Raw genomic sequence first — 24,813 nt, forward strand, 5'->3', positions numbered from 1 at the left:
GAGCAGCCGAGCGTGCGCGAGGCGGTGGTGCTGGACATCGACGGGCCGGGTGGCAAGCAACTGGCCGCGTACCTGGTCATGGCCGGCGACCTGCCGAGCGACCCACAGCAACAGAGTGCGCTGCGCGGCGAACTGCGCGAGCACCTCAGGCTCGGCCTGGCCGACTACATGGTCCCGACCCACTTGCTGTTCCTCGAGCGCCTGCCGGTGACGGCCAACGGCAAGCTGGACCGCAAAGCCCTGCCCAAGCCCGATGCCAGTGTGCTGCAAGACAGCTACGTGGCCCCGCGCAACGCGCTGGAGCAACAGATCGCGACGATCTGGGCCGAGGTGCTGAAGCTCGATCAGGTCGGTGTGACGGACAACTTCTTCGAACTGGGAGGGGACTCGATCATCTCGATCCAGGTCGTCAGCCGGGCAAGGCAGGCCGGTATCCGCTTCACGCCCAAGGCGCTGTTCCAGCATCAGACCGTACAAGACCTGGCCTCGGTCGCCACGCGCATGGAAGGCAACGGCCCGCAGATCGACCAGGCGCCGGTGATCGGCGAGACACGCTTGCTGCCGATCCAGCAGGCGTTCCTCGAACAGTCGATCGCCGAGCCACATCACTGGAACCAGGCGGTTCTGCTGACCTCGACCAAGGTCATCAATAGCGCCGCGCTGGAGAAGGCCTTGCACACGCTGCTTGAGCATCATGATGCGTTGCGCCTGCGCTTCACGCCACCCCAGGACGCGGGCGCTTGGCACGCCGCTCATTGTGCGCCGGGCGACGTCGAGGCCGGGTTGCTGTGGGCCGAGACCCTGACCGATCCGGACGCGCTACACGCCCTGTGCGAGCGCGCGCAGCGCAGCTTGAACCTGCAGCGGGGGCCGCTGTTGCGCGGTGTATTGGCGACCCTGCCCGATGGTAGCCAGCGCCTGCTGCTGGTGATTCATCACCTGGCGGTGGATGGCGTGTCCTGGCGCATTCTCCTGGAAGACCTGCAAAGCGCCTATGACCGTCACATGGCAGGTCAGCCTGCCGTGTTGCCTGCCAAGACCACCTCGACCAAAGCCTGGGCCGAACGGCTGCAGGCCTACGCGCAAAGCGAAGCGCTGCAGGCAGAGCTCGGCTATTGGCAGTCGCAGTTGCAAGGGGTTGACCCGCAACTGCCTCTGGACAGGGCGGATGGTTCGTTGCATGGCCGCCACGGCGCGACGGTGCATGCACGCCTGGACCGGCAGCAGACCTCGCGGTTGTTGCAACAGGCGCCGACGGCATACCGCACCCAGGTCAACGACTTGCTGCTGACCGCACTGGCCCGGGTGGTTGCCCGTTGGACCCAACGCAGAGACGTGCTGGTGCAACTGGAAGGGCACGGCCGTGAAGACCTGTTCGATGCGGTCGACCTGACGCGGACGGTCGGCTGGCTGACCAGCCTCTTCCCCGTGAAGCTGACCGCTGCGTCGGACCTCGGCGCCTCCATCAAGCAGATCAAGGAGCAACTTCGCGCCATCCCCGACAAGGGCATCGGCTATGGCGCGCTGCGCTACCTGGGGGATTCGCACGCACACGATGTGCTGGCTGGCCTGCCAGTGCCCCCCATCACCTTCAATTACCTGGGGCAGCTTGACAGTACCTTTGCCGAAGGCGCGGGCCCGGGCACCGAGCGATTCCTGCAGCCAGCCAGCGAAAGCAGCGGCGCCAGCCAGTCTGCCGAGGCCCTGCTGGAAAACCTGCTGTCGATCAACGGGCAGGTCTATGCCGGCGAGTTGAGCCTGGCCTGGACCTTCAGCCAGGCCATGTTCGACCGCGCCACGGTCCAGGCCCTGGCCGATGACTACATGACCGAACTCCAGGCGTTGATCGACCATTGCGTCAGCCAGGGCGCGGTCGGCCTGACACCGTCCGATGTGCCGCTGGCAGCGCTGGACCAGGCCCAGCTGGATGCGTTGCCGATCCCGGCGGCTGCCATCGATGACATCTATCCGCTCTCGCCCATGCAGCAGGGCATGCTGTTTCACACGGTCTTCGAGCAGGGCCAGGGTGAGTACGTCAATCAGATGCGAGTCAACGTCTCGGGGCTGGATATCGAGCGTTTCAAGCGTGCCTGGCAGGCAATGCTGGATCGACACGACGTATTGCGCGCCGCATTCGTCGCCCATCTGGAACGCCCGGTGCAGGTGATTCGCAAGCACGTCGAGCTGCCGTTCGACGTGCTGGACTGGGACGACCAGGACCAGGATGACTTCGAGGGGCGTCTGGATGCCTGGGCCGAGGCGGATCGTCGGCGTGGCTTCGACTTGCAGGCCGCACCGTTGCTGCGACTGACGGCCATCCGTACAGGCAGCGGCCGGCATCACCTGATTTTTACCAGCCACCATATCCTGATGGATGGCTGGAGCAATGCGCAGCTGCTGGGCGAGGTGTTGCAACACTACGCAGGCGTTGCCCTGGAGCACCCGGCAGGCCGCTACCGCGACTATATCGAGTGGCTGCAGCGCCAGGACGCGGGGCAGAGCGAGACGTTCTGGCGCCAGCAATTGCTGCACCTCACCGAGCCCACGCGCCTGGCTCAGGCGCTGCGTCAGGATCGCAGCCGCGCCGACACTGGCCATGGCGAACATCATCAGACGCTCGACCCGGCGTGCTTCCAGGCGTTGAGCGCGTTTGCCAGGCAACGGCGGGTGACGGTCAATACCTTGCTGCAGGCTGCCTGGCTACTGCTGTTGCACCGCTATACCGGCCAGGAAGGCGTGGCATTTGGTGCCACGGTTGCCGGACGGCCGGCAGACCTGCGCGGTGTCGAGCAGCAGCTGGGCCTGTTCATCAACACCTTGCCGGTGGCTGGCAGGCTGCAGCCTGACCTGCGGGTGGGGGAGTGGGTCGAACGTCTGCAGGCGCAGAACCTGAGCATGCGCGAACATGAGCACACGCCGCTCTATGACATTCAGCGTTGGGCAGGCTCGGCCGGTGAGCAGTTGTTCGACACGCTGCTGGTGTTCGAGAACTACCCGGTCGGCGAAGTCCTGCAGCAGGGTTCCAGCGCAGGCCTGGTGTTTTCGGGCACGCAGAATCGTGAGCGGACCCACTATCCGTTGACGCTGATGATCGAGTCGGGCAATGCGCTGACGATCCATTACCACTACGACCGCAGCCACCTCGGCGACACCGGCGTGGAGCAGATCGCCCGGCACTTTGCCAATCTGCTGCACGCGTTGGTGCAACACGCCGATACCCCTGTCGGTGAACTGCGGATGCTCGATGACCAGGAACAACAGCGCATCGTCCACGACTGGAACCGTACCCAGATGCAGTACCCGCAGGCGCACTGCCTGCCCGAATTGTTCGAAATGCAGGTTGTGCGTACCCCTGAGGCCCCGGCATTGCGGTTTGCCGAACAGACCTTGAGCTACCATGAGCTCAACCAGCGAGCCAACCGGCTGGCGAGCAAGTTGCGCACGTTGGGCGTCGGGCCAGATGTGCTGGTCGCGATTGCCGTCGAACGGTCGGTGGAAATGGTCGTGGGCCTGCTGGCGATTCTCAAGGCCGGCGGCGCCTATGTGCCACTGGACCCGGAATACCCCCGCGAGCGCCTGGCGTACATGATGGAGCAGAGTGGGGCGCACTTGTTGCTGACCCTCAGTCATCTGCTGCCGCAACTGCCCACGCACGGCGCGCAGGCCTGGTGCCTGGACAGCGACTGGCATCAGGTCGAGGCCTTCGATGGCGAGAATCTCGGCATCGTGCAGCACCCCGAGCATCTCGCCTATTGCATCTACACCTCCGGTTCCACCGGTCGGCCCAAGGGGGTCGAGGTACGCCACCAGGCACTGGTCAACTTCCTCGCCAGCATGGCTGTCGAGCCTGGGATCGACGCCAGCGACCGGGTCCTGGCGCTGACTTCGCTGTCGTTCGACATCGCCGGCCTGGAGCTATACCTGCCGCTGTTGGCCGGGGCTTCGGTGGTACTGCTCGGCGAGCGCCAGAACAAGGACCCGTCGGCGCTGCAGGCGGTGATCGAGCGCCACGCCATCACCACCATCCAGGCCACACCGTCGACCTGGCGCATGCTGTTGCAGGCGCTGCCGGCGCAGACCTTGCGTGGCTGTAAGGTTATCAGTGGCGGTGAGGCACTGCCTGTCGACCTGGCCGAGCAGCTCCTGCCGTTGTGCGGTCGCATCTGGAACCTTTACGGGCCAACCGAAACGACGATCTGGTCGGCGGCGTACTGCCTGGACAACGAACACCCCTTGCCGTTGCTGGGCAAGCCGATTGCCAACACCACCTTGCAGGTCATGGCGCACGATCTCTCGACAGCCGCGGCCGGCATGGCCGGGGAACTGATGATCGGTGGCGATGGCCTGGCCCGGGGGTATCAGCGCCGCGCCGCGTTGACCGCCGAGCGCTTCGTCCCGGACCCCTACGATCGTAGCGGGCAGGGCGGTGGCAGGCTCTACCGTACGGGTGACCTGGCCAGCTATCGCAGCGATGGCCTGCTCGAGTACGTGGGCCGCATCGACCACCAGGTAAAGGTGCGGAGCTATCGCATCGAACTGGGCGAGATCGAGGCAAGGCTGATTGATGATCCTGCGGTGCGCGAGGCGGTGGTCATCGACATCGATGGGCCTGGCGGCAAGCAACTGGCCGGCTACTTGGTCTCGAACGGCGAAGTGGTCGCGACGGAGGAGCAGCGCAGCGCCTTGCGTCGGCACCTGCGCGAACAGCTGCGCGCGGCCTTGCCGGATTACATGGTCCCCGCGTACCTGACCTGGCTCGATGCGCTGCCGCTGACGCCCAACGGCAAGCTGGACCGCAAAGCCTTGCCCCAGCCCGACCTTGGCGTATCGCAGCAAGGCCATGTCGCGCCGCAGAGCGCGGTCGAGCAGCAGGTCGCTGCCGTCTGGGCACAGCTGCTGAATGTCGAGAAGGTCGGTCTCAATGACAACTTCTTCGACCTGGGCGGGCATTCGCTGCTGGCGCTGTCGGTGCTCTCGCGCTTGCAACTTTCCCTGGGATTGACCGTGGAACCGGCCGTGCTGTTCCAGCACCCGGTCCTGGGCGATTTCGCCAGATACATCGAATCCATCGGCGACGCGTCGGCTTTCGACGAAAAACTGCAGCGTCTGGATATGCTTTTTGAAGAGTTCGAGGTGAATGAATGAGTAATGATGCCGCGCTGAATATCGCCAAGCGTTTTGTCACGCTGCCGTTGGCCAAGCGCAAGCTGTATCTGCAGAAGATGCACGCCGAGAACATTTCTCCGGCCAACTTACCAGTGCCATGCGTTCAAACACTGTTCGACGTCATCCCGGTTTCGTTCGCCCAGCAGCGCCAGTGGTTCCTTTGGCAGATGGACCCCCAGGGATCTGCCTACAACCTGCCAGTCGCCTTGAGGCTCAAGGGCGAACTGGATAGCGAGGCGTTGCGCGCGAGCTTCGAGGCACTGCAGGCACGCCATCAGACCCTGCGAACCACGTTTGGTCTGAACGACGATCAGGTGGTGCAGATCATTCATCCACAAAGCGTGTTCACGCTCGATATCGAGCAGGTCGACCGCGAACCGGCAATCGATCTCGAACAGCGCCTGCAGGCGCTTGTAGAGGCCGAGGCCCCCGCGCCTTTCGATCTTGAGCACGAACGGCCTGTCCGAGTCAGGCTGCTACGGGTAGCAGAAGATGATCATGTGCTGATCATTACGCTGCACCATATCGCCACTGACGGCTCGTCGATGCACCTGATGGTCGAAGAGCTGATCCAGCACTACGGGCATCACTGCATGGGCCAGCCCCTCGCGCTTCCTGAGATGCCGATTCAGTACGCCGACTATGCCATCTGGCAAAGGCACTGGATGGAAGCGGGGGAGCAGGAGCGACAGTTGGCGTTCTGGAAGCAGCACCTGGGGACCGAGCACCCGGTTCTCGAGCTGCCCAGCGACCGCCCGCGCCCAGCGAACCAGTGTTTCGAGGGCGCCAGCGTGCACCTTGAGGTCGAACGCCGTCTGGCCGATGCCCTCAAGCAACTGGCGCAGCAGCAGGGTGCGACACTCTTCACGCTGCTGCTGGCCAGCTTCCAGACCTTACTGCATCGATACTGTGGGCAGGATGACATCCGCATCGGCATCCCGGTCGCGAACCGCAACCGTGTCGAAACCGAGCGGCTGATCGGCTTTTTCGTCAACACCCAGGTGCTCAAGGCCGAGTTCGGTTCGCTTGTGCACTTCAGCGACCTGCTGGCCCAGACGCGCCAGATGACGCAGGATGCCCAAGCCCACCAGGACCTGCCTTTCGAACAACTGGTCGAGGCGCTGCACCCTGAGCGCAGCCTGAGCCACAGCCCGCTGTTCCAGGTCATGTACAACCACCAGAAAGTCGCCGCAGGTACGCAGCGTAGCCTGCCTGGCCTGCTGGTCGAGCACATTGCCTGGCAACGCAAGACGGCGCAGTTCGACTTGACCCTGAACACCGTCGAGCACGACGAAGGTATCTCGGCAGAGCTCAATTACGCCACGGCGCTGTTCGATGAGCCAACCGTGCAACGCATGGCGCGGCACTGGATCAACCTGCTGCAATCGATCGTTAACCATCCTCGGCAACGGATCGGCGAGCTGCCCCTACTCGCGGCCGATGAACAGCAGGAAATTCTCGAACACTGGAACCACACCCAGGCATCTTATCCCGCTGATCGGAGCGTGCATCAGTTGATCGAGGCGCAGGCAGGCGAAACACCTGATGCCTTGGCCGTTCTGTTCGGCGAACAGCAGCTCACCTATCGACAGCTCAATCAGCGCGCCAACCGCCTCGCTCACGCATTGCGCGAGCAGGGGGTAGGGCCCGACGTGCTGGTCGGCATCGCGGTCGAACGCTCGCTGGAAATGGTCGTGGGCCTGCTGGCTATCCTCAAGGCCGGCGGCGCCTACGTTCCCTTCGACCCTGAGTATCCGAGGGATCGGCTTGCTTACATGATGGACGACAGCGGGATCGGGTTACTGCTGACGCAGCGTGCATTGCTCGAACACCTGCCGATCCCTTCCAGTGTGCGCAGCATTGTGCTGGATGACGACGACAGTTGGCTGACGGCTTTCAGCGCCAACGATCCCGTGCACCTCACCCACCCCGAACACCTTGCCTACGTGATTTACACTTCGGGCTCGACAGGGCGACCGAAAGGTGCAGCCAACGCGCACCAGGCATTGGTCAACCGCCTTATCTGGATGCAGAAGGCCTATGGTCTGGGCGCCGCTGATACGGTCCTGCAAAAGACCCCCTTCAGCTTCGACGTCTCGGTGTGGGAGTTCTTCTGGCCCCTGTTGACCGGCGCCAGGCTGGCGCTTGCGCAACCGGGTGACCACCGCGACCCTGAGCGCTTGGTGAGCACCATTCAGCGACACGGTGTGACGACGTTGCATTTCGTGCCATCGATGTTGCAGGCGTTCATGACCTGCGAGCATGTCGAGCGCTGCGATACCTTGCGACGTGTCGTCTGCAGTGGCGAGACGTTGCCTGCCGATCTGTCGGAGCAGATCTTGGCCCGATTGCCACACGCCAGCCTGTACAACCTTTATGGCCCTACCGAAGCTGCGATCGACGTAACCCACTGGACCTGCCGGCCATCGTGTCCGGGCAGCGTCCCGATCGGCACGCCCATCGACAACCTCAAGACGCACATTCTCAGCCGCGATCTGCTTGCGCTTCCTCATGGCGCAAACGGCGAGCTCTACCTGGGCGGCGTCGGCTTGGCGCGAGGCTACCATCGCAGGCCGAGCCTCACCGCCGAACGGTTCGTCCCGGACCCTCATGATGCCAGCCAGCAGGGCGGGGGGCGGCTGTACCGCACCGGCGACCTGGCGCGTTATCGAACAGGGGGCGTGATCGAGTACGCGGGGCGTATCGATCATCAGGTGAAGATCCGCGGCTTGCGCATCGAGCTGGGCGAGATCGAATCCAGTCTGCTTGAGCATGCGGGTGTTCGCGAGGCGGTAGTGATCGACATCGATGGGCGCCATGCCAAGCAGCTGGCTGCGTACCTGGTGCTTGATGAAGGGGCGGCCAGTCATGAGGAAATCCTGCAACATCTCAAGGCGGCATTGCCCGACTACATGGTGCCGAGCTACCTGGTGGTGCTGCAGGCCTTGCCGCTTACCCCCAATGGCAAGCTGGACCGCAAAGCGCTGCCCAAGCCGGATGTGAGCCAGCAGCAGAAAGCCTACGTGCCACCGCAGAGCGCGCTGCAAGCGAAGCTCGTGAGCATCTGGGCCGATGTGCTGAAGCTTGAAAGAGTGGGCATCACCGACAACTTCTTCGAGCTTGGAGGCGACTCGATCGTGTCGATCCAGGTCGTCAGTCGGGCCCGTCGGGAAGGTATACGTTTCACGCCCAAGCAGTTGTTCCAGCACCAGACCATCCAGGGGCTGGCGTCCGTGGCAGAGCAGGATGACGGCGGCACGTCGACGTTCGACCAGGGGCCGATCATCGGCAAGGTGCCCTTGCTGCCCGCCCAGGCACGCTTTTTCGAACTGCAGGGCAATGGTGATGCGCCTGGCAGCGTGGTGATGACGCTCAGACCTACCCGTGCGCTTGACCCCGACACGACGGAAAAGGCCTTGCAGGCCGTATTGGCGCACCACGACGGGTTGCGGTTGGCGTTCAATGCCGCGCAGGAGGCGCACGGCGCGCCGCTTTGCGAACACCAGGCGCTTTGGCAGAAGGAGCCCGTGCTGTGGCATGCAGCCGTGCAGGACCCGGCACAGTTGGACGCGTTGGCCAGGCAGGCGGGTGCCAGCCTCGATGTCCATAGAGGCATCCTGGTCCGGGCAGTCCTGGCGACGCTGGCAGATGGCAGCCAACGGCTGCTGCTGGTAAACCATGCGCTGGCGATGGACGAGGCATCCCGGGACATCGTCCTGCAGGATCTGCGCCTGGCCTGCGAGCAGCTCGACGCAGGGCAACCTGTGGCGCTTCCCGCCAAGTCCACCTCGGTTCAGCGCTGGGCGTATTCCGTGCATGACTCGCTCGAGGATGCTCCGAGCGTATTGAGCCATTGGCAGAAGGCACTGGCCGGGATCAGTGACGAGCTGGTTGGCAGCCCACGAGAAGCAGGGGCGCCCGCCGACAGTGCAACGTTGGGTACCTGGCTGGACCTCGACCTGACCCGACGCCTGACAGAGCAGGCCGCCGCAGCCTACCGCGCCGAGCCCGGCGACCTGCTGCTGGTCGCGCTGACGCGTGTCTTGGCCCGCTGGACAGGCCAGGACAGGGTCTTGCTTGGCGTGCAGGCTGATACCCGTCGCCAGACATGCTCGGGTATCGATCTGAGCCGCACGGTTGGCTGCCTGGATTATCCGTTCCCTGTCGTTCTCGACATTGACAAGACCACGCTGGATGGCGCGATCAAGGGGCTCAAGCAACAGTTGCGTACGGCTGCAGACAAGCGCCTGTCGTTCGCCGCGTTACGCTATCTGGGAGACGAAGCCAGCAGGGAAACCTTGGCCGCATTGCCGGTGCCGCAGTGCTCCTTCAGCTACCGGAAGGCGCTGGCCAACGTGCTGTTCGAGCCATTGCAGAACGGGGAAGGGCGTGAATCGTCGTGCGGCAACGGTCTGTCGGTCGATGCTCGGGTATGGCCGGAGGGGTTGCGCATCGACTGGCGCTTCAGCTCACGGCGTTTCAGCGATTCCACCATTCAAGGCCTGGCTGAAGCGTTCCATCTGGAGCTTGTGGCGCTGATCGAGCACTGCACCCTGCCAGGCGTCGCAGGGGCCACCCCGTCCGACTTCCCGCTGTGTTCGCTCAGCCAGACGCAACTGGACGAGCTGCCGGTTCCGATCGCCGAGATCGCCGACATGTACCCGCTGTCGCCTGCACAGAAGGGCATGCTGTTCCATTCGATCGAAGACAGTGGCAATGATCTCTACATCAACCAGGTCAGCCTGCCTATCAGCGGGCTCGATATTGAGGCGTTCGTCGGCGCATGGGCAGCGGTCATCGCACGGCACGAGGTATTGCGCACCAGTTTCCACTGGGTCGGGCTGGATGAGCCGGTACAGATCGTGCACGCCCAGGCGCACATGCCGATGCGCGAAATCGACGCCCGGGCGGATGCAGCGCCGGACAGGTTGGCCGGTGAGGTCGCGCGTGAGGAGCTGGTGGCAGGTTTTGACCTGACGCAGGCGCCGTTGCACCGCATGGTGCTGGTTCGACTGACGTCGTCGAGTTACCAGATGATATGGACGAGCCATCACCTGTTGATGGATGGCTGGAGCAAGTCCAGGCTGTTTGCCGAACTGATGCAGCATTACGCCGGCCAACCGGTCACTGGCTCCAGCGGCCGCTACGGCGATTTCATTGCCTGGTTGCAGGCGCAGGACAAATCTCGTCAGGAAGCGTTCTGGCGCGCCAGCCTGGCGCACAGCGAGGTGACGTCGCTCAGTCAAGCCGTGTACCCACGGCACACTTCGGATGAACCGGGCCACCACGCGCTGTATACCCGGCGTGACGCCGCATGGACCAAACGTCTTCAGCAGTACTGCCGAACGTTGCGTATTACCCCTAACACCCTGATCCAGGGCGCCTGGCTTCTGCTGCTGCAGCGCTACACGGGCAAGCGCAACGTCACGTTCGGCGCGACCGTGGCCGGGCGCCCAGAGTCGCTGCAGGATGCCGACACCACCTTGGGCCTGTTCATCAATACCTTGCCTGTGTCGCAGACGCTGGACCCTCTGATGCGCCTGGCGGACTGGCTGCAGGCCTTGCAGGCCTACAACGTCGAGCTGCGCAACTGGTCGCATACGCCGTTGAACGAGGTTCAACGCTGGTCGGCCGTGCCGGGGCAGAAACTCTTCGACAGCATCATCGTCTTCGAGAACTACCCCATCGACGAAGGTTTGCGTGAGGCGCCCGAGGCAGGTCTGGAGTTTGGTGATTCCAATGACGTGGGGGTCACCAACTTCCCCATGGACCTTGCGATTCACCTCAACGATACGCTGATGATCGAGTACCTTTACCTGCGCAATGCGTTCAGCGAACAGGCGGTCGACGGTATTCGCCAGACCATGGAGTCGGTGCTTGAAACCCTGCTGCAGGATGCGCAGGTACGCCTTGGCAACCTGGACATTGTGCCCGCTGCGCAGCGCGCCCCTGTCGCCGACACTGCCACGCAAGCGCTGGCAAGCTACCGCCCGGAACGGATGGCAGAGCTGATCATCGAGCACGCCCACGATCGCCCCGATGCCATCGCCCTGGTCTGCGGTGATGAGCGCATCAGTTATGCGGAGCTGGACCGCCGTTCGGGGCGCCTGGCACTTGCCTTGCAGGCAAGCGGTGCCGGACCTGAAACGGTGGTTGGGGTGGCATTGCAACGCTCGGCGGAGCTGGTGGTCGCGCTGCTCGCCGTAATGCGCACAGGCGCTGCCTATGTGCCATTGGACCTGGAGTATCCGATGGAGCGCCTGGCCTGGATGATCCAGGATTCAGGCATGTCGTTGATGATCACTCGGCCAGAGTGCCGCGACGCTCTGCCGGAGCATGGCCACCTGCCCGTTCTCGCGCCTGATGCGCAGCCTGCCGATGCAGGCCCGGCGTTCGTCGACATTGCCGTGGACGAGCGTTGCCTGGCCTATCTGATCTATACATCGGGATCGACCGGCAGGCCCAAGGCCGTGGCGGTGTCTCAAGGCCCTCTGAGCCGGCATTGCCAGGCGATCATGCAGCTCTATGAAATGGGGCCTGCAACGCGAGAACTGCACTTCATGTCCTTCGCCTTCGACGGGGCCCAGGAGCGCTGGCTCAGCGTACTTGCGAGCGGGGGCGCTCTGGTTATTCGCGATGGCGAGTTGTGGACCGCCGAACAGACGCTTCAGGCACTTTGGCAGCATGAAATCACGATCGCCTGCTTCCCTCCCGCCTACCTGAAACAGCTGGCAGAAGCAGTGCATGACGCGGGGCACGAGCCACCGCCAGTGGATATCTACTGCTTTGGCGGCGATGCCGTGCCCGAGCAGACCTTCGAGCAGGTCAAGGCTGCACTCAGGCCACGGCTGTTCACCAATGGCTATGGCCCGACCGAGACCGTGGTCACGCCGTTGCTCTGGAAGGCGGGCGGCGGCGCACGCTGCGAGGCTGCCTATGCACCCATCGGCCATGCGGTCGGCTGCCGTACGCTGCACATCCTCGACAATGACCTCAATCCGTCTGGTATAGGCTTTGCCGGTGAACTGATGATCGGCGGTGATGGCATCGCCCGTGGTTACCATGGCCGTGCGGGCCTGACGGCGGAACGATTCGTGCCGGATCCGGCTGGCGAGGGCGGGCGCATGTACCGCAGTGGCGACGTCGTCCGACAGCGCCTGGATGGATTGGTCGACTACGTGGGGCGTGCCGACCATCAGGTCAAGCTGCGTGGCTTCCGGGTCGAGCTTGGTGAAATCGAAGCGTGCCTGCGGGCGCAGCCTGGCATCCGCAATGCCCTGGTGGTGGTCAGGGAAAGCCCGGTAGGCAAACAGCTTGTAGGCTACGTTGTCAGCGAGCAGGCGGGTATCGCTGGCGAACTGAAGGCGCGCCTGGCCGACCACTTACCCGATTACATGGTGCCTGCCTACCTGATCGAGTTGGCGCAATTCCCTGTCACGCCCAATGGAAAGATCGACCGCCTGCGATTGCCCGAACCCGAGTTCGTTTCGACGCAGTTCCAGCCAGCGAGAAACCAGCGGGAATCGATCCTGGTGGATATCTGGGAGCAGGTTCTGCAGGTCGACGATTTGAGCATTACCGATAATTTCTTCGAGCGGGGAGGGGACTCCATCCTCAGCCTGCAAGTCGTCTCTCGTGTCAGAAACCATCCGCAGCTTGACCTGGACCTCAAGCTGCGCGACTTGATGCGTTATCAGACGATCGAGGCGATCGTTGCCCATTGGGAGGCCGCGCCTGCGGTGGTTGAGGCGCAGCTGTCGACAGAGGTCGACCAGCGCCTGTTCAACCTGCTGCCTATCCAGCAGTGGATGTTCGAGCAGCAGCTGCCCGATCCGGCCCATTTCAACCAGGCATTGATGCTCAGGCCCCGGGCGGCCCTGGACCTCGTCGCCCTTGAGCAGGCGCTGCAGCATATCGAACTGCATCACGACGCGCTGCGGCTGCGTTTCTCCCAGCCGCACGGGCAGTGGATGCAGTGCTATGGCGAGCCTTCCGGTAGCACGACGCCCAGGCTGAACCTGCACCGTGTCGAGAGCATGGAGGCGATGACGGCACTGGCCAACCAGGCGCAACGCAGCCTCGATCTGGCGCAAGGCCCACTCTGGCGCACCCTGCATATCCAGCTGCCGGATGGGCAGGCGCGGTTGCTGTTGATCCTTCACCACTTGGTCATGGACGGTGTGTCATGGCGCATTCTCCTCGAGGACCTGCAGACTGCCTATGCGGCGTGCTGCCTTGGAACAGACCCTGTGCTGCCTGCACGGACCAGCAGCTACCGGTCATGGGTCGAGCGCCTGCAGGCCGAGGCAACATCCATTGAAGCGCAGCAGGGCGACTGGTGGCTTGATCAGGTTCGTCCTTGCGCCGGGAAGCTGCCCTGCGACAACCCGCGCGGTCGCAATCACTCCAGCCAACAGGCGGTGAGCCATTTCCGGCTGACGCCGCAACAAACGACGCAGCTCCTGAAGCAGGCGCCGGCTGCCTATGGCACGCAGGTCAATGACATCTTGTTGACGGCGCTCGGGCGTGCACTGGGCCGCTGGACCGGCCAAGAGGCGGTGATGGTGCAACTGGAAGGCCATGGCCGCGAGGACCTGTTCGAGGGCGTCGATGTCTCGCGTACCCTCGGCTGGTTCAACAGCCTGTTCCCGGTCCGCCTCACATCACGCCTGGACGACCCGGCAGCGCAAGCCATTCGCAGCACGCAGCGGCAGCTGGCAGCCATCCCCGAAAAGGGTATCGGCTACGCGGTCTTGCGCCAGTTCGGTTCGGGTGAGATGCGTCGGCAACTGCTTGAAGGGGCCCAGGCCGAGGTCACCTTCAACTACTTCGGGCAGTTCGATCAGCACTTCGACGAGCATGCGTTGCTGGAGCCAGCTGCCGATGATCCGGGCGATTGCTACCACGCCGATGCCAACCTGGTGAACCAGCTGCAGACGGTAGGGCAGGTCTATGACGGGGTGCTCTCGTTCCGCTGCATCTACAGCAAACGCCGCTACAGAGCCGAGACGATAGAGCGGCTGATGGAACAGTTCCAGCGCGAGCTGGTGGCACTGATCGAACATTGTGTGGACGTGACTGTCCCGGCCTGACGGCCGAGGACAGCAGCGCCGAGCATTTAGGGAGTTTCATGTTGAATAACGCGTTGGAAGCCTTCCTCGACCTGGCTGGCTTGAACCTTGATATCAAACCGCTGCACACGCTTTCTCCGGCCCAGGCACGGGCAACCTTCGAGTCGTCTTCGCAACGACTGCGCTGGCCCGTGCCTTGGGATCTGCGGGTCGAAGACCTGTCGGCTGTCGTGCGCGATGGCAGTTCGCTTGCGTTACGGCTTTACCGACCCTCGGTTGACGCGGGCGAGAACTTGCCGGTGGTGCTGTATTTCCACGGTGGGGGCTACGTGGTAGGCAGCCTGGACTCGCACGACGGCGTATGCCGAGAGCTTGCCGGGCGTACCCGTTGCGCGGTGCTTTCGGTCGGTTACCGGCTTGCCCCGGAACACCGGTTCCCGACGGCCCACGAGGACTGCGCAGACGCCGTGCAGTGGCTGGCGACCCAGGGGCGGCGCCTGGGGCTCGACCCGGCCCGGGTCGTGTTCGCCGGCGACAGCGCAGGGGCCACCTTGGCCGCTGCGCTGGCGATCGAAGCGGCAAGGCAGGGCCCGCAGGCGGCGATAACGCCTGTTGGCCAGCTGCTGTGCTACCCGATAACGGATGCAAGCTGCAAGCGTTCGTCGCACACCGTGTTCGGTGAAGGGTATTTGCTGGAAGACGAGACACTCGACTGGTTCTACGCGCAGTACGCGCAGTCCGACGAAGACCGCCGGGATTGGCGTTTCTCACCGTTGCTGGCGGATGAGCTTGCGGGGCTTGCACCTGCGATCATTCTGTTGGCAGGCCTGGACCCGCTGCTGGATGAAGGCAAGGCCTACGCGGCGCGGCTTGAGCAGGCCGGGGTGAACGTTGAATGTATCGTGGCAGAGGGCCTGACTCACGATCTGCTGCGAACACTGTCCATCGTGCCGGAAGTCACGGAGGTCTACGACCAGCTTGCCGTCGGCGTGCGCCGTTGGTTGCAGGCCGAAGGTACCGGCAGCCGATAACGCTGGCCGGGACGCAAAAAAATCCGATGCCCGTTTCCGGGCATCGGATTTTTTGCATTGCGGGCTAAGGTCAGCCCAGCGGCTCAGTTTTCGTAGCGCAGGGTAAGGCCGAAGTTACGCGGCGCTCCGAAGTAGTTGCCCAGGTTGCTGTTGAAGACAGACGAATAGTACTTCTTGTCGAACACGTTGTTCAGGTTGAGTTGCACGCTCAAGTTGTTGTTGATCTTGTACTGCGTGTTGAGATCGACAAGGTTGTAGGCGCTCTGCTTCACATCGCCCAGGTAGATCTTGCTCTGGTGGTAGACGTTGCCACCGACTCTCCAGTCCTGGAAGCGGCCAGGCAACTGATAGTTTGTCGCGACCTTGAACAGTCGTTGTGGGGCCGTTTCGGTCGAGTAGTCAGTACCTTTCTTGGCGCCGGCGACATACTCGGGATGGCTGTAGGTGTACCCCGCCATCACGTTCCACTGCGGCAGGACCTCACCCCCGACCTCGATGTCGAAACCACGGTTGCGTACCTTGCCGCCTTCCTCATAGCAACTGGAGGCACGGGTTGGTCCGCAGACGCGCTGTGCCCCGCTGATCACCTGAGGCATGTGGCTCTGGTCTACCTGGAAGAGCGCAATGGCGGTGTTGACGCGGCCACCCAGAAACTCGTTCTTGATCCCGACTTCGTAGTTGGTGCCGGTGATCGGGCTGAGCAACTTGTTATCCAGGCCATAGTTGGCCTGCAGTTGGTAGATTTCGGTGTAGCTGGCATAGACCGAGGTGTTGTCGGTGACATCGTAGACGATGCCGCCATACGGGATGATCTTGTTCTTTTCCTCGAACGGTTCCATCTCGTCCGGTGACTCGTACTTCACCGAGCTCAGGCGGCTGCCCAAAATCACGTGCAGGTCGTCGGTAGCGTTCAGGCGCGTCGCGGCATAAACCCCCTTGTCCTTGCGCACCGCCCGGTACTGCTCGCGCTCGCCACTGTACGTAGGGGTGGCGACCAGGTGAGGGTCGAAATCGAGAATGTCGACGGTCGTGGGGTTGTTGTTGTAACGCGATTCGTTGATGAAGCGATCCTTGCGTGCCGTGGCACCGAAGACCAGCTCGTGCTTGCGACCGAACAGGTCGAACGCACCATTGAGCGCCGCATCGAGGCTGATCTGCTCGTCGTCGTACTTGGTATCGTTGGTACGCAGTTGGAGCTGGTCGTTGCCCACGTTGGTGCCGTACAAGGCCAGGAAGTCAGCATTGGACCAGGTCATGCTGCCGTTCACGGTCAGCTTCCAGTCCTCGTTGAATTCGTGGCGAACGTCGCCGAACACGGTGCGGTTGATCTTGTTCAGGTGTGCCCAGCCCGGCGCGAAGGAAGTCGATCGGGAGAAGGGGTAAAAGCTGCCGCTTTTCTGAGTTGGCAAGCCGCCCCAGTCATATCCGCCATTGTTGTCCTTCTGCAACACGGTACCCAGGCTGACGGTTGTCCAGTCGCTCAGGTCGGCTTCGCCGATCGCATAGAACAGCTGGTTGTCCTTGTTGGCCCTGTCCACGAAACTGTTGCCGGCACTGTAGAGCATGACCGTGCGCCCGCGAAGGGTGCCTTCGGCATTGAGCGGGCCACCAACGTCGATCTGGCCGCGGTAGTTGTCCCACGACCCTGCGCCGATCTCGGCCTTCATCTGGTAGGTATCGCCCGGGCGCTTGCGCACCAGGTTGATCGCTGCCGAGGGCGAGCCGGCGCCTTGCATCAGGCCGTTCGCGCCGCGAACGATCTCGACCCGATCATAGATCGCCATGTTGTTCACCGAAGTGACGTCCATGGAAAAACTTTCCGAGATGCTGCTTGGCACACCGTCGTACTGCAGGTCGTTGACCTGGAAGCCCCGCGAGAAGTAACGCGAACGCTCGGTACCGAAGTCCTTCACGGTATTGATACCGGTGGCAGCGCGCGCGACATCGTCGAGTGACTGCATGTTCTGGTCGTCCATCTGGCGACGCGTCACCACACTGACCGACTGTGGGGTTTCGCGAGGCGACAGGGCCAGCTTCGTTGCGGTATTGGTGGAACCGGTGATGTAAGACCCTGTTCCCTCGGTCGTGGCACCCAGGGTTCTCGACTGGATACTCGTGGCATCGAGCAGCATCGCGCTGCCACCTTCGTAGGCCGCCTGCAAGGTCAAGGTGTTGTCGCGCAACTGATAGCGCAAGCCACTTTCCCTGAGCAGCACGCGTACCGACTCATCCAGATTGTAGCGGCCGCTCAACGCACCTGAGCGCAGGTTCTGTACGGCATCGGGCTCATACAACACCTGCACGTCGGTCTGCTCCGCAAATGCCTTCAGCGCCGCGCTCAAGGGCTGTGCCGGGATATTCAAGGTCAGTTGCTGATCTTGCGCCTGGACGGCCAAGGGCAGGGCCAGGCTCAGGGCCAGTGCTGGCAGTTGGGCGTTGAATGCGCGTCGAAGGCCAAGCGCCCGGGTCAAGTGATTCAATCGAAGGTGGGTGGGCATTTCGGTGCTCGTTGTAGAGGTTGAGTGGATAGGCTGGGCAGATCTTTTTTTAGGGTGACTAGGGGTATGACGCACGGCTGATGACAAACCGGAATGCAAATGTTTCGCTTTTATTGCATCAGGCGACGCACGCCTCGACGACCACCTTGCCGGCCGCCATGCGCACCAGCTGGTCGGCGACATCGAAATAGCGGTCATCGTGGCTGATGACGATGATGGTCTTGCCCAGGCGCTTCAGCTCGGGCAGCAGCTCGGTGTAGAAGATGCGCCGGAAGGTCGGGTCCTGGTCTGCAGCCCACTCATCGAACACCAGCACCGGGCGCTCTTCGAGCCAGGCATTGATCAGCGCCAGCCGCTTGCGTTGCCCGGTCGAGAGGTCGGTGGTGGTGAAGCTGCCGTCGCGGATGCTGACCTTGTGTGCGATTTCCAGCCGCTTGAGATAGACCTCGGCGCTCTCTGGCACCTGCTTGGCGCCCAGGAAGGGGTCGTCGAACAGGTAGTAATCGGAAAAGATGGTGGTGAAGAGCTGGCGATAATCGTCGCGATCCCGCGCGGTGATGGGCTGGTCGTTGATGCGAATCTCGCCTTGTTGCGGCGGGTACAGGCCTAACAGCAGCTTGATCAGGGTGGTCTTGCCACAGCCGTTCTCGCCAACGATGAAGACGATATCGCCCTGGCGGATCTGCAGATTTACCGGCCCCAGGGTAAACGGTGCGTTGCCGTCGACCGGGGGGAAGGCGAAGCGCACATCACGCAGCTCGAGGGTGCGCAAGGCGGGCAGCTGGCTGGCCTTGTCTTCGAGCAGCAGGTGCGGCTCTGGCGAGGAGAACCGTTCGGACAGCTCGGCAACCCGGCGGAAGGCGATCTGGGCGCGGCTGATGATTGGCAGCGTGCCTATCAGGTATTCCAGTGGGCCTTTCATGTACAGCAGCACCAGGACGAAGCCGCTCATGACCGCTTTGTCGCTGTTGGGCCATAACGATTGCAAGGCGAGTGCCAGGCCGATGACCACGAAGAACAGCATCGAGCCGAAGGTCTTGGCGATGACGAAGGTATTGATGGAGCGGATCTGGGTATCGCGAATCAGGTCGGCCGTGCCCTGGATGTTGCGGCTGAACATGCGTTGACGGCGAGTGCGGTGGATGCGCAGCTCCTTGGCGCCACCGGCGATCGCATTGTAGTGTCGTTGCAGCTCATCCTCGGCATCACGCGCCGCGACGAACCCCTGCATGCCCCGGGCCCGTGCGATGTACTGGACGACGGTGCCGAGGGCGATAGCGGTCAGGATCAGCAGGAACATGGGCAAGGACAGCATGGCCAGGTAGCCCAGGCAGCCCAGGGTGACGGTCAGGGCGATCGCCAGGGGCGCGAAGGCGAAGGCGAAATCGCTGATGGTGTCTACGTCGTGCGTCAACACCGGGATCAGCCGATGGCTGCGATAGCGCTCGATTTGTTCGATGGGGGCCGACAGCACCTTCTCGCCCAGCGTTTTGCGCAAGGCGGCAATGATGTGCTGGCCCACTCGGTTGCTACCGATGTCGGAAAACACCGAGCTGGCGAGGGCCACCAGGCAAAGCCCGGCGAAGCCCCAGACCACGCCTTGGGTCAGGCCGGAATCGTCGTGCAGGGCCCGGTTGATGGTGGCCAGCAGAAAGGTGATGCTGACGCCGCCGACCATGCCCAGGATGACGGAAAGCGCGACGGTGTATTTAAACGGCTTGAGCAGGGCGAAGAGGTCCTGCACGGCGCCGCGGGTGGGCTGGGACATGATGTGCTCCTGAGTAGATCAGCCGACGCTGGCGGGGGGAGCAGCGCCTTGCGTGCGCTGCTGTTGGGTAGGTGTTAAACGAAGCCGCGGAGGGTGGATTTAGGCGGCTGCCTTCAGCCGTGCATGACGTCAAGAAACGCCTTCAGGAAGGTCTGCATCTGCGCCGGTGTGCCGACACTGACACGCATCCATTGCGGCCACGCCTCGAATACCCGCCCGACCCGGATGTTGCGTTGCGCGAGCGCCTCGATCACAGGTTTGGCGGGGCGGCCGAGGGCCACCATGAAGCAGTTGGCCTGGGCGTCGGTGCAGCGGTAGCCGGCCTTTTGCAGGGCGTCGATCGTGTTTCGCAGAATGCCTCGATTGATGTGTTTTCGTTCGCTGACCAGGTCTTCTTGTTGCAGGCTGGCGATGCCGCCCATGGCAGCGGCAAGTGGCACGAAGTTGTAGCCGTTCAGGCGTTGCAGGTCGGCGAGCAATGCCGGTTTCCCGACCACCAGCCCCAGGCGGGCACCGGCCATGCCATAGAGCTTGGAGAACGTTCTCAGGACCATGACGTTGTCATGGCTGACCGCCAGGTCCAGGCAGGATGGCGCGTCGGTAAAGTGGATATAGGCCTCATCGATGATCGCCAGGCTGCCTGCCGGCTTGTGGGTGATCAGGTGCTCGATGTCGGCGCGTGGGGTCAGCGTGCCCGTGGGATTGTTCGGGTTGCACAGGTACAGCACCCCGGGTTGCCGGGTGGCGGCGAGCATGCCGCGTACGTCATGGGCGTGACGAGCATCGAGCTGCACCTCATGCACGGTTGCGCCGACAGCCCTGGCGCCATTGGCCACCGAGTCATAGGTCGGCGCGGCGGTGACCACGGTGCGCTTGTCGGCGTGGCGAGCCAAGGCGTATTGCAACGGCGAGCGGGAGCCGCAGAAGACCGCCACATGGTCTTCGGGTACCTGGTTTTGCCGGGCGAACAGCTCAGCCAGGCGGTATTCGTGTTCCGGAAAGTAGTGCCCACTCTGGCGAGCGCCCTGGTGCATTGCTTCGAGTGCCGAAGGGCAGGGGCCATACGGGCTCTCGTTGTAATCCAGGCGGATGATGGCGTCGTCCGCCGGTGGATCGCTCGCTGCGCCCGCCGCCCAGACGGGCATGGCGGGGGCAAGGCCGGTCAAGGTAGCGGCGGCGACGAAACGGCGTCTGCTCAAGGTGGGCATGGTCACTCTCCCTGTGGATTGTCAGTTGGGTTCACCGTCCTGAAGGGCGCGGGCTACCCGAAAGCCCAGCCAGTCGCCGCGCACGTCGGGTTCGCGCTCGTTGCGGTTGCCCGAGCGGGAGAAGATGGGCGGTTCCAGGTAGTCGTTGCCGCGAATCTGCCGGTGTGTGCAGGTACCACCGGTGGTCCAGGCGCTGCCGTCGGTGGGCGCGCCAACATAATCGGTATGCCAGCAGTCCTCGACCCACTCGTAGACGTTGCCATGCATGTCGTACATGCCGAATGCATTGGCAGGGAAGCTGCCGACCGGTGCCGTGTAGGTGAAGCCATCACGCGGCCCGTAGGTGTTGGCATGCTTGCTGATCTGATAGTCCCCTTCCTGGTCGAAGGGGAACGGGAAGGGGCCGGTGGAGCCGGCGCGGCCGGCGTACTCGCGTTCGGCCTCGCTGACCATGCGGTAGGGCTTGCCGGTCTTCTTGGCGAGCCAGGCGATGTAGCCGCGCGCCTCATCCCAGGTCATGCAGACCGCAGGCTGCGTCGGGCCTTGCGGGTAGCTGGGCTTGCCGTTCTTGCACAGCCGCCCCGGGCGGTCGTCGCCGTCGGGCAGCACCGTGTGGGTCTCCTTGGCATAGGCCTGCCATTGCCCGGCAGTCACATGGAAGCGACTCATGGCGAAGGCCTTGGCGAAGGTCACGGTGTGCAACGGACCTTCATCGTCCTGTTTGCCCAGTTCGTCATCGGGGGTGCCCATCACGTAGCTGCCGGCAGGCAGCACGACCATTTCCGGGCAATCCTTGCAGTCTTTGAAAACCTTGCCCGGTGCAGCCGGGTCGGCAGCGAGGGCTTCGAGCGACAGCGAGAGACAACCGAGGGCAATCAGTGAGGTCAGCCGTTTCATGGGTTTCCTTACGGGTAGTGGGCAACGGGAGGAGGGGCCGGCCTGGCGGCCTTCTGGGCGGCTTCCCACACACGCAGGAAGTTGGCGCCCCAGAGCTTGGCGATGTCTTCGTCGGAATAGCCGCGCTGCATCAGTTCGGCAGTGACGTTGCGGCTCTGGCTGACATTTTCCCAGCCAACCACACCGCCGCCGTCGTTGAAGTCGGAACTGATGCCGACATGGTCGATACCGATCTTCTTCACCGCGTAGTCGATCGAGTCGACGTAGTCGGCCAGGGTCGCTTCGGGCTCGGCGCCGAGGATGTCGTAGAACGGCGTGAGGTATTCACCGAACTTTTTCTCCGACCAGATCGAGAACACCGGGTCGGTGGTGGTGCCCATCTGGGTCTGGTTCTGTACGTCCGGCAGGCCATACTTGGCGCGTAACGCGTTCATCTTTTCGATGGTCGGGCGCGAGAACGGCTTGAGGTAGTGGGAGTAGGCCACGATGTTGACCAGCCCGTCGGTGGCCTTGATGTGTGCCAGGTCCGCGTCGCTGAGGTTGCGGCGAATGTCCATCATGCCTTGCACCCCCGTGTGCGAGGCCATGACCGGTGCGCGGCTCAGCTGGGTGACCTGGGTCAGGGCCTGGCTGGACATCTGCGAGACGTCGATGACCACGCCAAGGTCGTTGAGCCGGGTGATGGCGCGACGACCGATGTCGGAAAGACCGCCCAGCGGGTCGACCGAATCGCCCAGGAAGGGCAGTGGGCGCGCCGAGTCGACCCAGCTGTTGTTGCCAACGTAGCCTGGCCCGAACACCCGCATGCCGCGTGCGGCCCAGTGGTCCAGCTTGTCGATGTCGTCGCCAAGGGGGGCGGCGTTGAGCAGGCTGATGATGATGGCGAACTTGCCTTCACTGACCAGCCGGCGGAAGTCGGCAGGGGTGTAGGCGATGCCGGCCTGCGCAGGGTAGTCCTTGGCGATGCTGGTGATGATCCGATAGCGAACTTCCAGTTCGTTGGCCATCGCCGCCTCGAACCCGGGTGTGGGGCGGTGCGGCCAATTGGGCCCACTCCAGAACTCCGGCCATGACCAGATTGCGATCGAGGCGCCGCTCAGACGGCCTTTGGCGGCTTTCACCAGGTCGAACTGGGTCGGGCCATCACGGTTTGCTTCCTCGCCATCGGTGCCATAGCTCAGCGGCACGTCAAGGTGCGCATCCAGGGCCGGGATGCGCGCCTGCAGGGCGTTGGCCCGCTGTTCGATTTCCCGGCCGTAGGGGTGTTTGGCAAGGTAGACCCAATACCACCAGGCGCCTGCGGCCGCTAGGAGCAAGAGCAGAAGGGCCAAAGCCCATGGCCATCTGCGCGAAAAAAAAGCCTGTTTCTTCATTGCGTACTCGACCGCCTGCACGACGGCCCCATGCCGTTCGAACTTGCTGGGTGAAACGAGCCGAGCCCAAGAGAATTTAGCAACCCTCTAAATCGCTTCCTCAACCATTCGTTTTCGCAGCAGGAGTCACGTCATGAGTACAGTGGATGAAAGTGTCACGTCGTAAGATCCTGGCGGGCCTGGTGGCCGCCGGTGTAGCACTGCCTGCCGGGTATTACGCACGGCAGGCGTGGCAGCGGGCCGAGGAAGCGGAGCTGAGCAGTGACGAGCCTGCGGTGCCGGTCGATGACCTGCCCAATGCGCTGTTGGGTGAACGGCTGGTCGGGATCTGGGACTGGCGCATGACGAGCGATCACCCGGCGCTGGCCGGGCTGGCCCGACCGCAGCAGCTGCTGCTCGACGTAGGGCAGGGTGCCCGTGCCTTGCGCGGCTACCTGGGTACTGCGCCCTATGGCGGTCAGGGTTTGCAGGTATACGGCCCGTTGGCTGCCGACCGGCTGCCGAAGGTGCAACTGAAGATGATGGCGGGTTCTGGCGAGGCCTATGACTGCGATGCCGTGCTGGATGAGATATGGGGCGACTGGAGCGAGGGGGGAGGCAGCGCGACCCTGAGTGGGCACGTGCGCCTGGCAGGGGCGCAGGCAGGGCATTCCGGGGCGCAGGCGAGCTTTGTCGCCGTCCGCCGACCGTTCGTGCTGGCACGTGAGCGGCTGCCGTACGTGGCGGCGCTGCACGAGGACCTGATTTCACCGCAGCGTCGCTACTATCACCAGCTCTGGCACGCCAGCCGCGATCGCTGGCACCGCATCGATGAATCCCGGCGGCAGATGGTGCGTGCGCTGGGTTGGCAGGTCGGCCCGTTGGGCAAGGAGCGCAACGCACGCGGGCATGATCGCCATCGCAACGGCTCCGGCGAGGATTTTCTGTTCATGCATCGGCACATGCTGCATGGCGTGCGCGAGGTCCAGGACCTGCGTTCCTGGGCAAGCCTGCCTGCGGCACGCCCATCGATCGGGCAGGGCGTTCAGGCGTTTTTCGATTACCTCGACAACCGCGACGGCTACAGCGTCCCGCCCAACTGGCAGGCGGCCGGCGATGAAGCCTTCAGCCAGTGGCTGTACTACGTCAAGAGCAGCCAGGGGCTGCACGCCAACTTCCAGCTGTGGGAAGCCCAGCTGCATGATCCGCAATACCTCAGCACCCTGTGTCTGGGAGAGTTGGGTTCACGCATCGAATTGGGCATCCATGATTGGCTGCACATGCGTTGGGCATCCCTGGGGCGTGACCCGAACTCGGATTACCCGATGCCTTACGGGCGTCGCAACTACGATTTTTCCGAACGCTGGTTCCGCGCCGAGAACGACTTCCTAGGCGATCCGTTTTCCTCCCACGTCAACCCGGTGTTCTGGGCCTTTCATGGCTGGATCGACGACCGCCTGAACGATTGGTACCTGGCCCACCAGCAGGCGCACCCGGGGGAAGTGAAGCCGAAGATGATCGATGGCATTCCGTGGTTTGCGCCAGGGCGCTGGGTGCGTGTGGCCGAGCCTTGGCTGGGGCCTACGCGTGAAGGTTGCGGTGCCTGGGGGCTGGGCAATGGCGGCGGCACCGGGAAACTGGACATCGAGACCATGAAGCTGGCCTTGCAAGTCATTTTCAGCCCTGAAGAAGACGGCGATCGCCTGGCCGGCAGGGTGCCTCAGCGGCCTTGGTATGCCCGCCATCTGGCACCCGGCCCGCGACGTGACGGTTTGTAGTGGTGACGATTTTGGGCCGGTGTTGCAGCAGGTAGGGCTCCCGT

The 24,813-nt window shown here is 63.3% G+C and carries 9 protein-coding genes; 4 read left to right on the forward strand and 5 right to left on the reverse strand.

The window, feature by feature from the left end:
* The 3 genes from ACF8MI_RS19110 to ACF8MI_RS19120 form a co-directional block, all read left to right on the forward strand.
* Positions 1 to 5,145, forward strand: a 5,145-nt coding sequence (locus ACF8MI_RS19110) for an amino acid adenylation domain-containing protein (protein ID WP_392517719.1), incomplete at its 5' end; no start/stop codon positions are given.
* Positions 5,142 to 14,258, forward strand: coding sequence for an amino acid adenylation domain-containing protein (locus tag ACF8MI_RS19115; RefSeq protein WP_392517720.1), 9,117 nt, complete (start codon positions 5,142 to 5,144; stop codon positions 14,256 to 14,258). The genes ACF8MI_RS19110 and ACF8MI_RS19115, both read left to right, overlap by 4 nt.
* Before the next feature lie 38 nt (positions 14,259 to 14,296).
* Positions 14,297 to 15,268, forward strand: coding sequence for an alpha/beta hydrolase (locus ACF8MI_RS19120; RefSeq protein ID WP_104834268.1), 972 nt, complete (start codon positions 14,297 to 14,299; stop codon positions 15,266 to 15,268).
* An 83-nt stretch (positions 15,269 to 15,351) separates the two neighbouring features.
* On the opposite strand, the gene ACF8MI_RS19125 is transcribed toward ACF8MI_RS19120, so the two are convergent.
* From ACF8MI_RS19125 to ACF8MI_RS19145, 5 genes are all read right to left on the reverse strand, one after another.
* Entirely contained in the window at positions 15,352 to 17,766 is a 2,415-nt protein-coding gene (locus ACF8MI_RS19125; protein WP_156867558.1) for a TonB-dependent receptor, read from the reverse strand.
* A gap of 118 nt (positions 17,767 to 17,884) precedes the next feature.
* Positions 17,885 to 19,534, reverse strand: coding sequence for a cyclic peptide export ABC transporter (locus tag ACF8MI_RS19130; RefSeq protein ID WP_200928656.1), 1,650 nt, complete (start codon positions 19,532 to 19,534; stop codon positions 17,885 to 17,887).
* Positions 19,535 to 19,647: 113 nt separating this feature from the next.
* Complete coding sequence (locus tag ACF8MI_RS19135; RefSeq protein ID WP_060501531.1) at positions 19,648 to 20,742, reverse strand: aminotransferase class I/II-fold pyridoxal phosphate-dependent enzyme; 1,095 nt, start codon at positions 20,740 to 20,742, stop codon at positions 19,648 to 19,650.
* A 21-nt stretch (positions 20,743 to 20,763) separates the two neighbouring features.
* Positions 20,764 to 21,639 carry a formylglycine-generating enzyme family protein gene (locus ACF8MI_RS19140; protein ID WP_105946482.1) on the reverse strand — a complete coding sequence of 292 codons (876 nt, stop codon included), beginning with the start codon at positions 21,637 to 21,639 and terminating at the stop codon, positions 20,764 to 20,766.
* Between the two features lie 8 nt (positions 21,640 to 21,647).
* A complete protein-coding gene (locus ACF8MI_RS19145; RefSeq protein ID WP_186723319.1) occupies positions 21,648 to 23,012 on the reverse strand; it encodes a dipeptidase in 1,365 nt (454 codons plus the stop codon).
* A 146-nt stretch (positions 23,013 to 23,158) separates the two neighbouring features.
* Here ACF8MI_RS19145 and ACF8MI_RS19150 point away from each other — a divergent pair, with 146 nt between their 5' ends.
* Complete coding sequence (locus ACF8MI_RS19150) at positions 23,159 to 24,769, forward strand: PvdJ/PvdD/PvdP-like protein (RefSeq protein ID WP_104834272.1); 1,611 nt, start codon at positions 23,159 to 23,161, stop codon at positions 24,767 to 24,769.
* The last annotated feature ends 44 nt before the right edge of the window (positions 24,770 to 24,813 follow it).

Origin of the sequence: Pseudomonas sp. yb_9 (assembly GCF_043103635.1) — a bacterium.
GTDB classification, from domain to species: Bacteria; Pseudomonadota; Gammaproteobacteria; order Pseudomonadales; family Pseudomonadaceae; genus Aquipseudomonas; species Aquipseudomonas monteilii.